Source organism: Weeksella virosa DSM 16922 (assembly GCF_000189415.1).
GTDB lineage: Bacteria > Bacteroidota > Bacteroidia > Flavobacteriales > Weeksellaceae > Weeksella > Weeksella virosa.
On sequence record NC_015144.1, the window covers coordinates 1477760 to 1498151 of the forward strand.

The following is a 20392-nucleotide window of genomic DNA, read 5'->3' on the forward strand; positions in this document are numbered from 1 at the left end:
TATTAAGCAAAAGAATCATGGCAAGATATACAGGACCTAAAACAAAAATTGCAAGAAAATTTGGTCAAACCATTTTTGGTGATGATAAATCATTCGAAAAGAAGAAGTATCCTCCAGGACAACACGGACCAAACAAAAGAAGATCAAAAAAATCTGAGTACGCAATTCAATTAGCTGAAAAACAAAAAGCAAAATATACGTACGGGATTTTAGAACGTCAGTTCGAGAATATGTACAAAAAAGCAAATGCTTCTAAAGGGATTACCGGTGAAGTATTGTTACAATTGTGTGAGTCTCGTTTAGATAACGTAGTGTACCGTTTAGGGATTGCACCTACACGTAGTGCTGCTCGTCAATTAGTATCTCACAAGCATATTACTGTAAACGGAAATATCGTAAACATCCCATCATACCAATTAAAAGAAGGAGATGTAGTGGCAGTAAGAGAAAAGTCAAAATCTTTACAAACAATTAAAGATTCTTTACATGCACGTAGAGAGTACGAATGGTTAGTATGGAACGACGAGCAAACTTCAGGGACATTTACCAAAGCACCAGAACGCGTTCAAATTCCAGAAGATATTAAAGAATTATTGATCGTCGAGTTGTATTCAAAATAAACCTTAAATCAGAAATAATAATGTCTATATTAAATTTCATCAAACCTGATAAAGTAATCTTAATCGAATCTGATACTCAGTTCGGACAGTTTGAGTTTCGACCATTAGAGCCAGGTTATGGGATTACGGTTGGAAACGCATTAAGAAGAGTTTTGTTATCTTCTTTAGAGGGATATGCAATAACCTCTATTAAAATAGAAGGTGTAGAGCATGAGTTTTCAACTATTCCAGGGGTAGTGGAAGACGTTACAGAAATTATTCTTAATCTGAAAAAGGTTCGTTTCAAAAAACAAATTGATGAATCAGATGCTGAAAATGTAACTGCAACTATCTCAGGACAAGATCAATTAACAGCAGGTGATTTAGGTAAATTTATCTCAGGTTTCCAAGTATTAAATCCTGAATTGGTTATCGCTAACTTAGATTCTAAAGTAAACTTAACTATTTCGTTTACTATAGAAAAAGGTAGAGGATACGTACCAGCTGAAGAGAATAAAAAAGCTTCTGCGCCTATCGGAACAATAGCGATTGATTCTATTTATACGCCTATTAAGAACGTAAAATATGCAATCGAAAACTATCGTGTAGAACAAAAAACTGATTATGAAAAATTGGTTTTTGAAATTACTACCGACGGATCTATTTCTCCACAAGACGCATTAACCGAAGCAGCAAAAATCTTAATACATCACTTTATGTTGTTCTCGGATGAGAGAATTACATTAGAAGCTGAAGAAGTTGCATCAGGTGAAGCATATGATGAAGAAGCTCTACATATGCGCCAACTACTAAAAACTAAATTAGTAGACTTGGATTTATCGGTTAGAGCATTAAACTGTTTAAAAGCCGCGGAAGTAGAAACACTAGGAGAACTAGTTTCTTTCGCAAAGTCTGATTTAATGAAATTCAGAAACTTCGGTAAAAAATCATTATCCGAATTGGAAGAATTGGTAGATAGCAAAGGTCTAAGCTTTGGTATGGATACCTCTAAGTATAAATTAGACGTAGAATAATATTTATTAAAAATGAGACACGGAAAAAAAATAAACCATTTAGGTAGAACAGCATCCCACAGAAAAGCTATGCTGTCTAATCTTGCGATCTCGTTGATCACACACAAGAGAATCAATACTACTGTAGCTAAAGCCAAAGCATTACAACGCTACATCGAACCATTGATTACAAAATCAAAAACTGACGATACCAATAACCGTCGTCAAGTATTCTCGTATTTGCAAAACAAATATGCAGTTGCAGAATTATTTAGAGAAGTTGCCCCAAAAGTTGCAGACCGTCCAGGTGGATATACCCGTATCATTAAAACTGGATTCCGTTTGGGTGACGGAGCAGAAATGGCACTTATCGAATTGGTAGATTTCAATGAAATCTATACAAACGAAAAAGCTGAAAAGAAAACAACTACTCGTCGTTCTCGTCGTTCTAAAGCTAAAAAAACAGATGAGACCGTAAGCAATGAAACAGCTGAAGAAGTTAAAGAAGAGAAAACTCCAAAAGCTAAAACTGCTAAAAAAGAAGAAGAGCCAAAGGCTGATGAAGCTAAAGAAGACAAAGAGTAATTATATTGTCTATAAATTCATAAAAAAGGGATTCATTCTAATAGAATCCCTTTTTTTATGCTTTTCAATCGTTTTTCTGTTTAAAATATTTCACCAGTCCATAACCGACAAGAAACACGCCCAGAACCAAAATAACCGCATTAGATACATCCATTTTATCTTTTCCTTCCAAGCGGTCATTGAAGAAGATAATACTTCCGACAACCAATAATAATATAGCTATCGTAAGAATCGTGGTAGGGTTCTGTTTTTTCATGTTAGAAAAAGTTTTTGATGACTAAAATACATAAATGCAATGATTTTTTTAGAATCAAAAAAGTTAGTTTAGTGTATGAAATTACTGTTCGTAAGAATTTTTTAGCATATTATCCATTAGGTACACTAATTTTTTTGTTAAGTTTTTTCGAGAAAATTTTTCTACTTCCGTTTTATTTATTGGGAGTTGTACTCGAGGGTTATTCAACCATTGTAAATATAGACGACGAATAAACTGTTTGATTTTTTCTTTCTCCCGATATGAAAAATATTTACCGGTTTGTGTCTGAATTAGTATTTTTTCAACATCCGAATCGGTAGGCCCAATAGCTAAAATTGGATTTTCGGTTGCCATATATTCGAATAATTTTCCGGGTATAATTCCTCTCGAAGCCGGATTATCAAAATTACTCATGAGTAGAATATTGGCTTTGTTAATGGCTTCTATAGCTGTTTTATGAGCTACATAACCGTGTACAAATACATTTTTTTCTAGACCATTTTCTGTGATAGTTTGCAAAACATCTTCAGCCAAAGCACCATAGAAATTTATACGTAAGTTTTGTGCAAAGCTTTTGTCTTCTTTCATCAGTTCTGCCAAAGCTTCCCAAACTACTAGAGGGTTTCTCAACATTTCCAAGCCTCCTGAGTAGGTCAGTTCAAAAAAATGGGAGTCTTTTGATGAAACTTGTTTTACATCCTCAAAACCATTGGTAATAACTTCTACTTTTCTTGCACCCAATTGACGGAAATTTTCTCCATCCGTATAGCTTGTTGCCAGTAGAACATCTGCTTTTTGTATGACTTCTTTTTCTAAATTTCTGTGTTTTTTCGCAGCCCAATTCGTTAATTTTAGTTCTTTATGATAACTTATGTCGGTCCAAGGATCTCTAAAATCGGCAATCCAATGAAGATGATCTAGACGTTTTTTCAGTCCCAAACCAATCAAATGCATACTATGAGGAGGTCCTGTGGTAATCAATATATCGATCTTTTCTTCTTCGATATATTTTGTCAGAAACTGTATCGAGGGGCGAACCCAAAAAAAACGAGCATCAGGAATAAAGAAATTTCCTCGAACGAAAACTGACAATTTTGATAAAAAACTTTGTTGTTCCTTTTGCTCGAAATGACCTGCTTTGTAAGCCTTGTTTTTTGGATTCAATTTTTCCGCCAGCTGATACGGTTCCCAGATTGTAGTGTGGATAATCTTTACTTTAGGATTGATTTCTCTCTCCAGACTTTCATCAATAATTGGATAGGATGGATTTTTGGGTGTATATACATATGTTTCGTAACCCAATTCGGGTAAATACTTAGTAAACTTCAACCAGCGTTGTACCCCAGGTCCGCCCGAAGGAGGCCAATAATAAGAGACGATTAAGACTTTTTTTGCCATTTTATACCTGTGTCGATATAACTTTCTTTCGGTCGTAAAGTTTCTTCAAACCAAAACCACTTGCTGCCAAAAAGATAACCCAAGCAATCATAGAAACAGTAGTGCCTAAGGAAATAACTTTAGGTTCGAAAATAAATTCTATCGTATGTTGTCCTGCTTCTAAAGGTAACGCACGTAAAAAATAATTTGCTTTATGAATTTCGACTTCTTTTCCATCTACTAGAGCTTTCCATCCATGTGGATAATATATCTCAGAAAACACTGCCAATTGTGGTGTCTTGGTCGTTGCCTCATATGTTAATTTTACCGGATTATAATGTGTAAGTTTTATGTGGGCAGTGGTATCTGCAGTAAAATCGGGTAAAGTAGCATTTGATTTATCTTTGTTGAGAATCGTCGTTGTTTTTGGGTCTGTATGCTGAATTGCTAAAATTTCTTCGTTGGCATTATTTACCCACTTTATGTTAGCTGTAAACCAAGCATTACCCAAAGCTTGTGGATTCTGATTGATTTCGTGTTGTTGTACGTTCCCGAAAATAAGATATTTTGTGTTCAACATATTGAAAACATTCACCTTTCCTGCATTATCAGTAATTCCGTAGGCTTTCATTTTTTCAGGATCCGATGACAAATATATGTCGATAATATCTTGATAACGACCTAATTTCGCAGCATGGTAACCGCCAATGGAATTGGTAAAATAAGATGTTGTCGCTTCATTAAAGGTTCCTAAAGTCTCATTATAAACTCGGTAATGCGTTTTATCTTTTTCAGACAATTGCTTCAAAGTATTATTAATAGGCACCTGATAAGCAATTCGCATCACATTATTGTTGAGATTTGCTTCGGACTCTAGTCGTGGTGACATTTCGGTAGGAAAAGGATTTTCTACAAATTGTTTAGATATGAAGTTATCTTCGTTCAAATATCGCTTGTTTACCAAAAGTCCATCTATCAAAGCCAGAAATGAAATGGCCAAAATTGCAATCGTTTTGTTTTTTAGTAGTTGATATTGATATGCAAAAAGTACCAGAAGTGTAGCCATTACAAAGAGCAGGGTTCTCAATGTATCAGCTTTGAAAAGTGCTACACGATCTTTTATCAACGCAGTTTTCAGCTCATTCAGATGGTTATTCCAGAAGCCTAAAGCTTGTGGATTATATTGCTGTACAATCCCAATAAATTGTTGATGAATTGATTCATCAAAACTACTTGTAAACGAGAAAATTGTTGGACCAATTGCATACAAAATCAATAAAAAAAGTACAACGCTCCCGCCAACTATCTGTAATATTTTGGTTTGATTATTTCCTGTTTCTTGAAAAAAGATGTAAACAGAAATCATTGCTAACAGAGGCATGGTAAATTCTGCCATAACAAGAATAGAAGATACCGCCCTGAATTTATCGTACATCGGGAAATAATCGATAAACAAATCGGTGAGAAAAGCAAAGTTTTTACCCCAAGCTAAAACTATACTCAGTAGTGTGGCAGAAAGAAGCCACCATTTGTATTTTGCCCATTTTCCTCTGACCAAAAACAAACCTAAAACAAATAAAAATACAACAACTGCTCCCTGATAAGCGGGACCAGAAGTGCCAGGCTGTTCGCCCCAATACGTACTGCGAGATTGATTCGCCAACATCTGAAAAGCTTGTTGATTGAATTCGTCTTCGCCAATAGAATAGTGCATATTCTGAAGGGTCTGAAGATAATTTTTCAATTGTTCTTCTCCGCCCGATGATGCTCCTCCATAGAAATTCGGAATAAATAGATTAAGAGTTTCTAATTTACCATAACTCCACTGTGTTATATAGTCTTTTTCTAGACCTCCTTCGTTTTTGCGCAATAGCGTCATATCCGATTTACCTCTTGTGGTTTCTTTAGAATACTCGTACGTAGAAAGTAAACGCGGAGCATTGATGCCTAGAGCTAGAACAGTAGCTGCAACAACAAGAGCTGAAGATTTAAGAAAATGAGGAATTTCTTTTTTTTGATAACTGTCAACCGCTTGGATGATGACAAAAATCAACATGACCAAAAACAAATAAAAAGTCATTTGTATATGATTGGCTTGTAATTCTAACGCCATAAATAAGGTGGTGAGTAGAAAGCCAGCAATATGTTTTTTTCGATACACCAATAATATACCGGCGACCAAGGGTGCAAAATATGCAATTGTATGCACTTTTGCATTGTGCCCTGCTGCAATAATGATAAAATAATAGGCACCAACAGCAAAGAAAATTGAGCCAGCTAAAGCATACTTCCAGTTTCGGAGAAGGGTAACTCCTAAGATGAAAAAACCGGTGAAAAGCAAGAAAATATAATCAGCAGGTCGTGGTAAAAATCGAATTATTCGATCGATGGCTTTGATAACATCACCCTCGAAATAGGAACCAGTCTGATAGGTTGGCATCCCTCCAAACATTGCATCCGACCAATAAATTGGCTCGCCTGTTTTGGCTTGATATTCCAGCATCTCATTCGCGCTACCTAAATAATTGATAATATCGGGTTGTACCAATGCTTTGCCCGAAAATACAGGCGCACAGTAAATTACTGCTACCAAGGCAAAGAATACCAAGGTAAATATCGAAAATAAAAGATTGTTATTTTTCATCCTTATCGTCTATAATTTCGTAATCTATAGTTTCTGCTTCAATATTGAATTTTGGCTTGTCGGAAACTGGTTTTTGGGGTTGATTTGATGATTTATTGATATGGTTTTGTTGCCTCAAAGCATCTTTGAAAACTTTTCTTGCTACAAAAAATGTTCTGATAATCCGTAGAAAAAATAAGCCAATAATAACAAGTAATATGGCGACAAGAATGTATTTCATAGCATTAGTTTACAAGGGTTTGTACAGTTGTATTTTCGGTGCGTGTTTGTTTTTGCCCCTGACTTTCTATGGTTTCTTTCACCGTTTTTTTCTGGGTTATATCCACTTTTTTGATCCAACCAGAAGAAGTATCCAAGTAAATATTACCCGAAATGGTAGATTGATCATTCATAGACAAGTTTACCGTTTGTTCTTTTTTGTCGGGCGTTGGCATTTTCTGGGCTTCGCTTCCGCTAACTTTTTGGGTTCCTTTTATCGAAATTTTTGTAGCAGCTTCGTCTATACTTTCCAATGTTCTGGTTATTTTAGAGGTTCCTTTTAGAGGTCCTTCGTTTACCTTATTTTCATCCGACCAACTCTCTTTTATTTTTAGTTTTTTGTCTGGATAAATGTTCATCGTTTCTTGGAATTGCATTTTTATCGCTTCTTCGCTCAGAGATACTTTTAGCATTTCACTCAAAGCTTTTTGTTCTTCGGCAGAAAGAGAACTCTTCATCGATGACTCTATCCCAGAACGGATTGTCCCCAAACCATCTACAGAAATTACCTGACCACGATCATTCATTTTCATGGTATAACTTTTCCCGATAATTGATTTGTACACTTGCCAAGACATAGCAGTCATTTGATCGCTCGGTTTGTTTTTGCTGGTGTCGAAAGAAAATACTTTTCCAGTAGGATCGGTTAATTTCTCAGAATATTGACGGAAAGTAACTTTCAACGTATAGGTGCCGTTCTGATAATCTTGTACCGTATAGTCGATTTTTTTTCTGCTTTCGTTCGATAGTTTTAGACTCTGTGTTCCGTCGCTTACATTTCTTGTGGTAAGAACTGTGAGGTTTATCGGATAGGTTTTTCCTTTTTCTAGGTTGTATTTAAAATCGTAACGATCATCTTCATTCTTTATGAGCGCAACACTCTCTACCGAATTCTCTTCACTAGTTACTGCCAAACTATCTTCTGTAGGTTTTGGGATTGTGTCTCCTTGTTCTGTTACCACCAATTCGTTTCCATTTGCATCTTTTCCTACAACTTTTAGGTCGTCTTTGTTCGAATCTTTTTTACAAGAAAAAAAGCTTAGTCCTAAAATTGCTGTTGTGATGAAGAATTTTTTCATAAAATTTTTATTGATTGCTATTTTATCGTCAAAAGTAATCAAATAATATGGGAAACGGAGAAGATTTCTGTAGGATAAAGCTCAGAACTATGATAAAATTTGTTAAAATAAATGGTTGGGTTTGATGTGATAAAACGAAAAAATTTCACTGTAAAATATTGACTGGATAATTTCTTTTATTTGAGGCTTTTGGGCAGTGCAATTCTACAAAATCAAGATTAAGTCATCAGAGAGGGAATTTAATTATAAAAAAATATTTTATATAGTTGGATTGAACTGAAGATAACAAAGTTTATGTAGATTTATCAATTTTTTATCGATAGCTAATCTTTTTTATTAAATAATACAAATATCTTTCCACTGTATGTGGATTGTGTGTATAAAAACAATATATTCGCAAAAAAATAATAATATGAAAAGATTTTATTTATTGAAGTTGATATGCTTTGTACTCGTTGTTACATCGACTATCAGTTATGCTCAAATCATACCAATTGGGGTAGAAAATTTGAAACCACGTTTTACCAATACATCAGGGCTATTTACACAAGAAGTGAATCCTGAATACGGAATAGGCTCTTCGGTTGCACAAGACGGAACTGGTTACTATGCTTCCGATGATTTTCTACTTCCACAGACAGCAAAGATCAGTAGTATGGAGTTTGTAGGTTATCAGATGCGAGATAATCTAGAAAATCTATACAACGGTGCTGTTTTGTATATCTATGAGGATGATAATGGGAAACCTGCAGGAATTCCTGGTAAGACGGGAACACCTGTATATACATTGGATCTTGCTAAAGATGATCCTAATCTTACATTTACCAAAGTAGAGTCACTGGTCTATAGTTTCTTGGTTCAAACGCCAGATTTCACGGCACAAGCTAATAAAAAATATTGGGTAGTGTTTGCTCCTAAAGTAAATTTCAGTGTAAAGTTTGACTATTGGGAAATGTGGAACTGGTTTAATAGTATCAATTTCAGTGGTAGTGATGCTATGAACATAGATCCTGATAATTTTTTTGGTGCAGGATTAACGTACTGGTTGTCTATAACAGAAATGACCGGTGGTGAATTTGGTGACGCACTAAAAGGAATGGCAATGAACCTGAATGGCGAATCTTTGGCAACCAATGAAATATCGATGAATAATGATGGTGTTGTCTATCCGAACCCTGCGGTTGATAACATAAACATTAGAATTGGTAAACAAAACTCTGTAAATAAGCTTGAGATTTTTGATACCAATGGGCGTCTTGTGAAGACGGTAGAAAACTCTACTAGTGCAGATGTCTCGAATTTAGTTCCTGGGGTGTATACTGTTACGATTACTTTTGGTGACGGAAATCGTGTTACCAAAAAACTGATCAAAAAGTAATCATTATAGCTAATAGATTAGATGAAAATATTGTTGAAAACCGAAGCGTTGAACATGCTATAAGCTAAAAAAAGAATCCTAAATTTTCTAAACCATTTATGGATAATAAATTGCTCTATAATTCATAAGAAAACAAACAATCAGTGCATTTAGTTTATGGCACTGATTGTTTGTTTATATATTACGTTAATTTCCTTGCCCAATTACAAGTTTTTCAACAGCCATACAAATTCTTATTTGAAAATTGCCTGGTGAAGCTTGGCTTCTGAACATATAACCATTAAAACGAAATGTGTCGCCGTTATCTATTATTAGAAGTTCTTGAAATACTTTATATCCAAGTGGGGTTTCATTAAAATTTCTTGTAAATCTACTCCATCTATTTGCAGGTGTGCCCATATTGTCTTGTTCTCCATTGTCATCATGTGGGGCTCCTGCGATCGACCAAGAGTTGTACCGATAGGGTGTTGAAATTTTTTTGAATCGAAAATAATTTCCTTCAGAAGAAGACCATGCTGCATAACTAGATCGCCACCAACTAAATTCATAATCCCCTAATTTTAGCCTCACTCCACCATCCGCTTGTCTTAAGTCTACAATCTCTTGTGGAGTAAATGATTTACTACACATAGATACCGATCTCACATTGAGGTCCTCACCATCATTGTCTACTGGATCGACGTCCTCCATATAGCCCAATACACCGTTGTCGTCTGCCACAACGGTACGAGTTGCCGTAAACTTGGTCTTTTTTGTTGAGTCTCCGTTATAAATAGCGTTTTCTTGTTGGTTTTTGGGTAATTCCTGAATTCTTATAGTACCTTTTACATCAAGAGTTTCAGTAGGTTTTTCTGTGTTAACCCCAACCTGAGAGTAGGCATTTAGTGATAAAGTTATCATGCCAAGCGATAGAATTCTTCGAGTCATAATAATTATTTTTATATAGTGGTTTATCAGTTGTATTGCACATAAAATTCTTTTAAAAGATTGTTTTAGAGCAAATTATGTGGCAATATAATTATATTTAAATATAAAACAAAAAAAATAAGTAATTTTTTTTTAGATTATTTAGTAAAAACTAGATGTATTAATAGGTTTCGCATAAGTAGAAAACGAATAAGAAAAACCAGAAAAGTTTATATATGAAAAAAACCGCTGTAAATGTTTACAGCGGTTTTTTAATTATTGTTGTGTGATTTAGTTACTAATTATTTCACTTCTTCAAACTCAACATCTTGTACGTCATCATCGGTGTTGTTCCCTTGTTCAGGATTTGGTGTTCCGGCTTGTCCGCTCGCACCTTGTCCCTCGTTCATGGCAGCGTACATTTCTTGTGAAGCTTCGTTCCAAGCACTATTTAGTTTCTCCATAGAAGCATCAATGGCTGCGATGTCTTGATTTGAGTGTGCAGACTTCACTTCGGCTAAAGCATCTTCGATTGGCTGTTTTTTGTCTGCAGGTAATTTGTCACCGTATTCTTTCAACTGTTTTTCAGTTTGGAAAATAAGGGCATCAGCTGCATTTATTTTTTCAACTTTTTCTTTGGCTTCAGCATCTTTGGCAGCATTTTCTTGCGCTTCTTTTTTCATGCGTTCGATGTCTGCCTCGCTAAGCCCAGAAGACGCTTCGATTTTGATGGTTTGCTCTTTTCCTGTTCCTTTGTCTTTCGCAGAAACATTCAAGATACCATTCGCATCAATATCAAAAGTAACTTCTATCTGTGGTACACCGCGTGGAGCAGGTGGAATGTCTGTTAAATCGAAACGACCAATTTCTTTGTTATCGTTAAACATAGGACGCTCACCTTGCCCAACTCGTAAGGTAACAGCTGGTTGATTGTCTGCTGCTGTTGAGAACGTTTCTGATTTTTTGGTTGGGATAGTTGTATTGGCTTCGATTAGTTTTGTAAATACACCACCCAAAGTTTCGATACCCAAAGAAAGTGGAGTTACGTCTAATAAAAGTACATCTTTTACATCACCAGTTAATACACCTCCCTGGATGGCAGCACCAATAGCAACTACTTCGTCTGGGTTAACTCCTTTTGAAGGTTTTTTACCAAAGAACTTTTCTACTTCTTCCTGGATTTTTGGGATACGAGTAGAACCTCCTACCAAGATAACTTCGTCGATGTCTGAGGTTGATAAACCTGCATCATCCAATGCTTTTTTACAAGGGTCCATAGATCGACGAACTAAATCGTCTGTTAATTGTTCGAATTTTGCACGAGTCAATGTTTGTACCAAGTGTTTTGGCCCTGTCTCATTAGCGGTGATATATGGTAAATTGATCTCTGTTTGAGCAGAAGACGATAACTCTATTTTTGCTTTCTCTGCTGCTTCACGTAGTCGTTGCAGTGCCATTGCATCTTTCATTAGGTCTACGCCTTCAGCATTTTTGAATTCTGAGGCTAGCCAGTTGATAATTGCATCGTCAAAATCGTCTCCACCCAAGTGAGTATCACCATTGGTAGATAATACCTCGAAGACTCCATCGCCCAACTCTAGGATAGAGATATCAAAAGTACCACCACCTAAGTCGTAAACAGCAATTTTTTTGTCGCTGTGTGCTTTATCCAAACCATAGGCCAATGCAGCAGCAGTTGGTTCGTTGATGATACGTTCCACTTTTAGGCCTGCAATTTCTCCTGCTTCTTTGGTTGCCTGACGCTGTGCATCGTTAAAGTAAGCGGGTACAGTAATTACCGCACGAGTTACTTCTTGCCCAAGATAATCCTCGGCAGTTTTTTTCATTTTCTGAAGGATCATTGCCGATATCTCTTGTGGAGTATAATTACGCCCGTCGATATCTACGACAGGTGTGTCGTTGTTTCCTTTCACAACTTTGTACGGTACACGATCAATTTCCGATTGGTCGTTTACGAATTTTGTTCCCATAAATCGTTTGATAGAATAGATGGTATTGTGTGGGTTGGTTACAGCCTGACGTTTTGCTGCATCACCAACTTTTATTTCACCACCTTCTACAAAAGCTACAATCGATGGGGTTGTTCTTTTTCCTTCTGCATTTGGGATAACTGTAGGATCAGACCCTTCCATTACAGAAACACATGAATTGGTTGTTCCTAAATCAATTCCTATAATTTTGCTCATATCGTTTTTTTTTATGGTTAATACTTGAATAATGCTGTAAAATTGTTTTTTCAGTCTTATTTAGTCAATCTTTATGCCAACGCAATTATTACAATATTATCTTATTGATAAACTGACAAAGTGTCATTTTTTTTAACTATTGAGTAAATATAAGTCTCCAGAATCGTCTAATTGTCAAGTTTTACTTTTTGCATAAATAATATTGGCGCAGATTGGTATTGTTGATAACATTTTCTCTAATTTGTTTGTTGTAGATAAATACTAAGTCTGAAAAGTAAGTGTAAGAATTGATGAAGAATTATAAGTTATTATTTTCTGTTTTGTGGATTTTTTCTTCAGACTCTAGTTGCTTTAGTACGATTTCTAAAACATTTTTCTGAGATAAATATTTATCCTGCAAACTACTTTCTTCGCCCATTTGCTGATAATATTTCAGTGCTTTTTTGGCAAACTGTATTTGTAGGTTATTCGATAAGGTCGGGAGCTGCGGAAAACGTTGGTGAAAAATCATTTCAGTATATGCTTGCCATTCTCGTTCACTTCGTTCTTCGATTGGCTCTTTTCCACTTCTTTGATACAAATGCAGAATTTCGTGCATCAATAAATTGGCAACAAGCCGATAATCAAAATACAAAATGTTGTTCGGTATACGAATCGTAAAACCTTTTTCCTTAGAACCTTCAGCAGTTAAGAGAATAGAATTATTGCTTATTTCATCCCGAAAAGTAATATCTCCTTTAGTAACGGATGCTGTAAATCATAGTGTTTCATCAAAAAATAAACACCTTCTTTGGTTTTTTGCTCTTTTCTATATTGCGCTAATTGCTCAACAATCTCCGAATAGTTTTTCATGTCCAATTTCAAAAAAAAGTCTGTCAAAACTTTTCAATAGTTTGATAAGCTTCGATACTTTGGTTATTTTTATCGTTTTAAATATACTAATATGCGGTTTGTTTATATATATTTTTTGAGTTTTTTATTGTTCTCGATCTCTACAGAAGCTCAGATTTTTCAATCCACAAAAGACTTCAGTCGACAAGATACCTTACGTGGGAGCAATACCGAGTATAGAAATTGGTGGGACGTTCAACATTATTCTATTTCTGTGGAAGCCAATTTTGATACGAAATTTATTCAAGGTGAAACACAAATCGAGTTTTTGATTACCGAGGATAATAAAGGTAAATTGATGCAAATAGATTTACAACCACCTATGAAGATCACCAAAGCTTGGTTAGATAATCAAGAAATTTCTATTGCTCAACGAGAAGGAAATGTGTACTTCTTTTCCGTAGGAAATTTATCCAAAGGCAACATTCACCGATTGAATTTAGCCTACGAAGGAAACCCGAAAATTGCCGTAAAAGCTCCGTGGGATGGCGGATGGATTTTTACCAAGGACCAGAAAAATAGACCATGGATGTCGGTCGCTGTACAAGGTTTGGGGGCGAGTGCTTGGTTCCCAAACAAAGATTATCAAGGAGATGAACCCGATCGTGGAATAGAGCTCAAAATTATTACTCCGAGAGATATGATTGGGGTAGGAAATGGTCGCCTAAAAAGCTCGACAAAAGAAAATGGTAAAAACGTTTTTGTGTGGGAAGTGAAAAATCCGATCAATAATTATAATATCATCCCATCAATTGGGCATTATGTGCAGTTCCAAGATCACTATATGGGAGAAAAAGGAAAACTCGATTTAGATTACTATGTATTGGATTATAACCTGAAAAAAGCAAAAAAACAATTCGAACAAAATAAAAGTATGTTGGCTTGTTTCGAGCATTGGTTTGGTCCGTATCCTTTCTACGAAGATTCGTACAAAATAATCGAGGCACCACATTTGGGGATGGAACATCAGAGTGGAATTGCATATGGAAATCAATACAATAATGGTTATTTAGGTGGTGATGTGTCGGGAACTGGGCATGGCCTTTTGTGGGATTTTATCATCATTCACGAAGCCGGACACGAATGGTTCGGGAATAGCATTACCGCAAACGATGTAGCTGATATGTGGGTGCACGAAGCGTTTACGTCTTATGCAGAAACTTTGTATACCGAATGTCAGCAAGGAAAAAAAGCAGCCGATGAATACAACATAGGGATACGGCAAAACATTGTAAATAGTAAACCAATAGTTGGGGTCTACGGCGTGCAACAGGAGGGTAGTGCCGATATGTATTATAAGGGGGCGAACATGTTGCATACTTTGCGAACATGGCTCGATAACGACTCGCTCTTTAGAGAAATTCTGCGAGGCTTAAATCGAGATTTTTATCACCAAACCGTAGACGGAAGTGAAGTGGAAAATTATATCGCTAAAAAATCTGGGTTGGATTTGAATGTTTTTTTTGATCAATATTTGCGTTCTATAAATGTTCCTACCTTAGAAATTAAACAAAATAACAATCAAATAACGTATCGATATACTTCTGTTTTACCAAACTTTACTATGCCATTGCGATTAGAAAACGGTCAGGTAATTTATCCTACCGAAAAATTTAAAATATTCGAAGGTAAGCCAGAGGATTTTAGAATTCTACCGACGTACTATATTTACTACAAACAAGAGGAATAATTGCAGTAGAGAAAGTTTGATGGTTTACTAACAAAAAACTCTCATCTTTGACTTTGTAGTTTGGATGAGAGTTTTCGGTATAATGTGAGAATTTGATTAATTAGAATAATTCGGTGCTTCTTTGGTAATTATCACATCGTGCGGATGACTTTCATTGAGGCCTGCATTGGTAATACGAACCAGTTTACCATTGTTAATTAGGTCATCAATAGTCGCAGTACCGCAATAGCCCATCCCGGCACGTAAGCCACCACAAAGTTGATAGACAACTTCTTGGATAGATCCTTTGAAAGGTACGCGCCCTTCGATGCCTTCTGGTACTAATTTCTTAGTATCCGATTGGAAGTATCGATCTTTCGACCCTCTTCGCATTGCAGCCAAAGATCCCATACCTTGGTAGGTTTTGAACTTTCTACCTTGATAAATAATTTCTTCGCCAGGCGCTTCTTCAGTACCAGCAAAAAGACTTCCGAGCATCACAACATTTGCGCCCGATGCAATGGCCTTTACAATGTCGCCAGAAAGTTTTATACCACCATCACCGATTACCGATACATTTCTTGTTTTGGCATACTCGTGTACATCATAGATAGCCGAAAGTTGAGGAACGCCTACACCGGCAACAACGCGTGTAGTGCAGATAGATCCTGGGCCAACCCCAACTTTTAGGGCGTTGGCTCCCGCATCGATGAGTGCTTTTGCAGCTGCAGCAGTAACGATATTACCGCCAACAATATCCAATTCTGGAAAGGCATGGCGTACTTCTCTTACTTTGTCGATAACTCCTTTCGAGTGCCCGTGAGCAGAATCCAAGGCAATAACATCTACACCTTTGTCTACCAAGGCTTGCACACGTTCTAAGGTTTCTTGTCCGACACCCACACCAGCACCAACGCGTAAACGACCTTGTGAGTCTTTGTTTGCATTTGGATACTCGCTTAGATTGTCGATATCTTTGATTGTTATCAGGCCGATTAATTTATTGTTATCATCAACAATAGGTAGTTTTTCTATTCTGTTACGGAGTAAAATTTCTTTCGCTTTGTCTAGGTCGGTATTAATATCAGACGTTATGATATTCTCTTTAGTCATTACATCTTCTACCAATTGATCCATGTTTTTCTGGTAGCGGATATCTCGGTTGGTGATAATTCCTACCAAAGATCTGTCTTCTTCGATAACTGGTAGACCAGAAATGCTGTATTGCATCATCAGTTCTTCGGCATCGCTTAGTTTATGATGTCTGCTTAGCGTAATCGGATTGGCAATCATTCCATTTTCAGAGCGTTTTACTCTATCTACTTGTACTGCCTGTTCGGCAATTGTCATGTTTTTATGAATGAAAGAAAGACCACCTTCGCGTGCAAGCGCTATGGCTAATTTCGATTCAGACACAGTGTCCATCGCAGCTGAAACAATAGGGATGTTGAGCTGGATTTTCTCGGTTAATCGGGTTTGTAAAGAAACTTGATTCGGTAGGATTTCGGAGTATGATGGAACTAAAAGTACATCATCAAAAGTAAATCCTGTCTGGATAATTTTATCAGATAAAGGCATTGCTTTTTGCCAAGCAAATTTAAAATAAATCTATGAAATATCAAATTTTTAAATTAAAACTATTATCGAAGAAGTGATTAACAAAAAAATAGTAATTTCGCAAGGTCATAACAATTGATTAGGAAAATGAAATTGAAATTCAAAGATTGGAATAATTATCTAGGGTGGGCAATATTTTTGGTTGCCTCTATTGTATATTTATCGACGATAGAGCGCTCTCTAAGTTTATGGGATTGTGGTGAGTACATTGTCTCATCTGCCAAATTGGGTGTTACACACGCACCAGGAGCTGCTTTTTTTCAATTGTTAGGGGCTGTTTGGTCGTTATTTGCATTCGGGCAAGGAGATGAGTATGCTTTGATTATCAATGCATCTTCTGCTATCTATAGCGCAATTACCATTATGTTGTTGTTTTGGACGATCACTTTTTTTGTCAGAAAACTAATGCATGGTTCGATAGACAATACCAAGTCTGTTAATGAAATTATCTTGACAAAACCGCAACAAATTATTACATTAGGTGCAGGACTTGTCGGTGCCTCTGTATTTATGTTTTCGGATACATTTTGGTTTTCTGCTGTAGAAGGCGAAGTGTATGCAATGGCATCTATGTTTACGGCACTAATTATTTGGTTAGGAATAAAGTGGGATGCAGATGCAGATTCATCAAGAGGCGATAAGTGGTTGGTGCTTATTTCTTTGGTTATTGGTTTGTCTATTGGTGTTCATTTAATGGTGATTCTAGCCATCCCGGTAGTGTGCTATTTATACTATGCACGCAAGTACACTGTGACCATAAAAAATTTTATTATAGGAAATATCATCACACTTTTAGTACTGATTTTTGCCTTCAAAATAATTTTCCCATTTACCATGAAGCTGTATGGTAAAGTAGAAATATTTACTGTTAATAGTTTAGGTTTACCTTTTCATTCGGGGACATTTGTTACTACACTTCTACTGGTAGGATTATTTGGTTTCTTCCTGAAAACTTCGCGCCAATACAAATGGAAAACAGTCAACACAGCATTGTGGTGTGTGATTTTCATGTTGGTAGGGTTTACATCTTGGTTAGTAATCCCGATTCGTGCCAATGCCAATCCACACATGAATCTGAATGATCCTGATACAGCCTTGGGCATGTTAGACTATTTCAATCGTGTACAGTACGGAGATTGGCCAACAACCTATGGTCCTGTTTATACAGCGCATATTGCCTCTGATGGTATAGAGCGAGATAGCAACGGTGACTATGCTTTCAAGGTTACTGGAGCAGAATACATCAAGGATAATCGTATTGGGAAATATGTAAAAGTAGCCGACCGAAGAGATTATATCTATAATGATAAATATGTAAAGTTTTTTCCGAAAATGTTCGATTCTAAAGCGGAAAGTATGGAGAATTATGCAGCAATGTATGGTTTCCCAGAATTCTCTTTGAATACGAGTTTCTTTACCAATTATGAAGATGACGAACAAACGAAAGCACAAAAAAGACAATATGCAGAGAAGGTGTATAATGATCTAATCACCAAAAAAGTTAACGGACAACTGAAAGTGGCTGACCTCAAAAAATATAACGAACTACTCAATATAGAACCACCAACTTTTGGTCAACAGTTGAACTACTTCTTAGACTTCCAGATCAATTATATGTTTATTCGCTACCTGATGTGGAACTTCTCGGGCCGACAAAACGACCTAGAAGGACATTTCGAAGCTGTTCGTGGAAATTGGGTTTCTGGAATTCCTTTTATAGACTCTATGCGAATCGGGGACCAAACTACCTTACCAGCCGATTATAAAAATGATGGACACAATGTCTATTACATGTTGCCGCTTATATTAGGTTTGATAGGATTTGTTATACAGTTCAATAGAAACTTTGTCCATTGGTGGTCGATTTTAGCATTATTTATTATCACCAGTGTCGGAATTATTTTTTATACCAGTGTAAAACCTTTCGAACCTCGCGAGCGTGATTATGCCTTGGTTTCTTCTTTTTATGCCTTTGCGATTTGGGTCGGGATCGGTGTGTATGCCATCTTCTTAATGATAGAAAAACTAAAGAAACAAGCTCTTTCGTCTTCTGTAGCGATAGCTATTTCTGTAATCTGTATGGGAGTTCCTATTTTGATGGGGTTTCAGAATTGGGATGATCACGATCGGTCAGAGCGCTCTGTTGCACACGATTTGGCCTACAATTATTTAATCGGATTGGATAAAAACTCGATTCTGTTTGTTTACGGCGATAATGACACATATCCTCTATGGGGCTTGCAAGAAACCGAACTATTCCGCGACGATGTGAAAATTGCTAACCTTACTTTAGCAAATTCACCTTGGAATCTAGAGCAACTTCTACGTAAAACCTACAATGCAGAAGGCTTACCAACAAACCTCAAATATTCTGACTTCCAAAGCGGAACAAACGATAATATATTTGTAGTAGATGGTTCTATAAAAAACCTATTCGATGAATTAAACTCCTATCTAAAAGAAGGAATTACTCTAGAAGCATTAAGTCAAATGTCGATAGACGAGGCACAAAGCAAGATGGTCGATGAGCGCATCGATGCATCGCAAATTTTGGCTGTATACAATTCATTGAAAGAGGTTGAAAAATATGTAACTCAAGATTCGATGACCGCAAAAGAAGCAATCGACTTTATATTGGATAATAAAAATCCTGCAAAAAAAGCCTTGGCCGATTATTTTGGCTATCCAGTAGGTGCTGTGAATTTCTTGCCTGTAAGTAAAATTGTGGTTCCGGTAAACAAAGAAAATGTACTGAAGTATGGTATCGTAAGCCCTAAACAAAAAAATCAAATTGTAGATCAAATAGAGATTAATCTAAACTCAAGAACACTATACAAAGCCGATTTGATGATGCTGTCTTTGCTTGCAAACTATAAGTGGGATCGTGCAATGTATTTCAGTGGAGGTGGCGTGTATGATCCGAGTAGTATTTTCTATTTGCAAGATTATTTGCAGCATGCAGGATTGTCCTATAAATTTGTGCCTATCTATAAAAAATTCGGAGAAGGCGGAGTTGTAGGCTCTTCTGATGTAGATGCAATGCTGAAAACTTTCCAGCTTTATCGATGGGGAGGTTTGAGTAATCCCGACGCATCATTCAGTCAGAACGAACGCAATTATACATCCTCATTTAGGAATGTTGCCATTCGTCTGGCAGAAGACTTGATAAAAGAAGGACGGAATGCAGAAGCCAAAAAAGTTTTGGATAAAGTGATGAAAGAAATCCCAGCTTGGCCACAATATAATGTAGGCTCAGGTGTCTCTAGAATTGCTTCTGTATACGCACATTTGGGCGAAACAACCAAAGCAAATGAATTATTTACCTACGCCAAGAAGAATCTAGAAGCCAATAAAACTTATCTCGAAAAACTAAAACAACAAGGAATAAGTGGGGTGCTAAGTGAGTTGGCTAGCGTGAAGAATGATCTAATGATGGTAAATTATAATGAAATTAATGGTTTGGCTTCTGCTGGAAAAAAAGAACAGGCCATGATAAAATTCAAAGAACTATATTTACCCAAAAAACTAGCTTTTCTCAAACAGTATAACTCCTTTATGACCGATCAACGAATCGACGAAACTGAGCAAGAAATTATTGTAAAACAATTCAATGAAATCAATGAATTGCTAGGCTTAATTCATGATGTTGATACTGCTTATGCTCAAAAAGAACAAAACGAGTTGTACCAAACGGTTGCTCCTGAAGATTAATTGTTAATCTAAATAATAGTTCTAAGGACCTTTTATGGGTCCTTTTTTTATATCTAATATTTGACATAATTGTTAACGATATAGTGTTGATGTTCAGTTGGTTGTGATTTTTCGAGTAAATATTTTGATAGAGATTTAACTTTTTGGCACGTAGTTTGGAAATATTGTCTACAGAAATAATAGAAAAAACATAAATTAAATA

At 36.2% G+C, this 20392-nt stretch carries 16 protein-coding genes; 6 read left to right on the forward strand and 10 right to left on the reverse strand.

Annotated features, from left to right (window positions below; genetic code table 11):
• The first annotated feature begins 17 nt into the window (after positions 1 to 17).
• The 3 genes from rpsD to rplQ are packed head-to-tail and all read left to right on the forward strand — an operon-like array spanning position 18 to position 2197.
• Positions 18 to 620, forward strand: coding sequence for a 30S ribosomal protein S4 (rpsD, locus tag WEEVI_RS07215; RefSeq protein ID WP_013598493.1), 603 nt, complete (start codon positions 18 to 20; stop codon positions 618 to 620).
• A 20-nt stretch (positions 621 to 640) separates the two neighbouring features.
• Positions 641 to 1633, forward strand: coding sequence for a DNA-directed RNA polymerase subunit alpha (locus tag WEEVI_RS07220; protein ID WP_013598494.1), 993 nt, complete (start codon positions 641 to 643; stop codon positions 1631 to 1633).
• Between the two features lie 12 nt (positions 1634 to 1645).
• Positions 1646 to 2197: a 50S ribosomal protein L17 gene (rplQ, locus tag WEEVI_RS07225; protein WP_013598495.1), complete on the forward strand. Its 552-nt coding sequence runs from the start codon at positions 1646 to 1648 to the stop codon at positions 2195 to 2197.
• Between the two features lie 64 nt (positions 2198 to 2261).
• Here rplQ and WEEVI_RS07230 read toward each other — a convergent pair whose 3' ends face one another.
• From WEEVI_RS07230 to WEEVI_RS07250, 5 genes are all read right to left on the reverse strand, one after another.
• The gene (locus tag WEEVI_RS07230) at positions 2262 to 2453 is read right to left on the reverse strand and encodes a hypothetical protein (RefSeq protein WP_013598496.1); all 192 of its coding nucleotides are present in this window, start codon (positions 2451 to 2453) and stop codon (positions 2262 to 2264) included.
• 81 nt (positions 2454 to 2534) lie between these two features.
• Positions 2535 to 3851 (reverse strand): glycosyltransferase family 4 protein, encoded by a 1317-nt coding sequence (locus tag WEEVI_RS07235; RefSeq protein WP_013598497.1) that lies wholly within the window; start codon positions 3849 to 3851, stop codon positions 2535 to 2537.
• A 1-nt stretch (position 3852) separates the two neighbouring features.
• Positions 3853 to 6474, reverse strand: coding sequence for a YfhO family protein (locus WEEVI_RS07240; protein WP_013598498.1), 2622 nt, complete (start codon positions 6472 to 6474; stop codon positions 3853 to 3855).
• Complete coding sequence (locus WEEVI_RS07245; protein ID WP_013598499.1) at positions 6464 to 6694, reverse strand: hypothetical protein; 231 nt, start codon at positions 6692 to 6694, stop codon at positions 6464 to 6466. Before WEEVI_RS07245 ends, WEEVI_RS07240 begins: the two co-directional genes overlap by 11 nt.
• 4 nt (positions 6695 to 6698) lie before the next feature.
• Entirely contained in the window at positions 6699 to 7811 is a 1113-nt protein-coding gene (locus WEEVI_RS07250) for a DUF6263 family protein (protein ID WP_013598500.1), read from the reverse strand.
• A 412-nt stretch (positions 7812 to 8223) separates the two neighbouring features.
• On the opposite strand from WEEVI_RS07250, the gene WEEVI_RS07255 reads away from it, so the two are divergent.
• The gene (locus tag WEEVI_RS07255) at positions 8224 to 9189 is read left to right on the forward strand and encodes a T9SS type A sorting domain-containing protein (RefSeq protein WP_013598501.1); all 966 of its coding nucleotides are present in this window, start codon (positions 8224 to 8226) and stop codon (positions 9187 to 9189) included.
• 186 nt (positions 9190 to 9375) lie between these two features.
• On the opposite strand, the gene WEEVI_RS07260 is transcribed toward WEEVI_RS07255, so the two are convergent.
• The 4 genes from WEEVI_RS07260 to WEEVI_RS11355 form a co-directional block, all read right to left on the reverse strand.
• Positions 9376 to 10116, reverse strand: a complete 741-nt coding sequence (locus WEEVI_RS07260) for a hypothetical protein (RefSeq protein ID WP_013598502.1) — start codon at positions 10114 to 10116, stop codon at positions 9376 to 9378.
• Between the two features lie 281 nt (positions 10117 to 10397).
• Positions 10398 to 12302, reverse strand: a complete 1905-nt coding sequence (gene dnaK, locus WEEVI_RS07265; protein ID WP_013598503.1) for a molecular chaperone DnaK — start codon at positions 12300 to 12302, stop codon at positions 10398 to 10400.
• Positions 12303 to 12600: 298 nt separating this feature from the next.
• Positions 12601 to 12936: a hypothetical protein gene (locus WEEVI_RS10950; protein WP_013598504.1), complete on the reverse strand. Its 336-nt coding sequence runs from the start codon at positions 12934 to 12936 to the stop codon at positions 12601 to 12603.
• 74 nt (positions 12937 to 13010) lie between these two features.
• Positions 13011 to 13154, reverse strand: coding sequence for a hypothetical protein (locus tag WEEVI_RS11355; RefSeq protein ID WP_168160810.1), 144 nt, complete (start codon positions 13152 to 13154; stop codon positions 13011 to 13013).
• Between the two features lie 91 nt (positions 13155 to 13245).
• On the opposite strand from WEEVI_RS11355, the gene WEEVI_RS07275 reads away from it, so the two are divergent.
• The gene (locus WEEVI_RS07275) at positions 13246 to 14883 is read left to right on the forward strand and encodes a M1 family metallopeptidase (RefSeq protein WP_013598505.1); all 1638 of its coding nucleotides are present in this window, start codon (positions 13246 to 13248) and stop codon (positions 14881 to 14883) included.
• 96 nt (positions 14884 to 14979) lie between these two features.
• On the opposite strand, the gene guaB is transcribed toward WEEVI_RS07275, so the two are convergent.
• Positions 14980 to 16440 (reverse strand): IMP dehydrogenase, encoded by a 1461-nt coding sequence (guaB, locus tag WEEVI_RS07280; protein ID WP_013598506.1) that lies wholly within the window; start codon positions 16438 to 16440, stop codon positions 14980 to 14982.
• A 126-nt stretch (positions 16441 to 16566) separates the two neighbouring features.
• On the opposite strand from guaB, the gene WEEVI_RS07285 reads away from it, so the two are divergent.
• Positions 16567 to 20190, forward strand: coding sequence for a DUF2723 domain-containing protein (locus WEEVI_RS07285; protein ID WP_013598507.1), 3624 nt, complete (start codon positions 16567 to 16569; stop codon positions 20188 to 20190).
• The last annotated feature ends 202 nt before the right edge of the window (positions 20191 to 20392 follow it).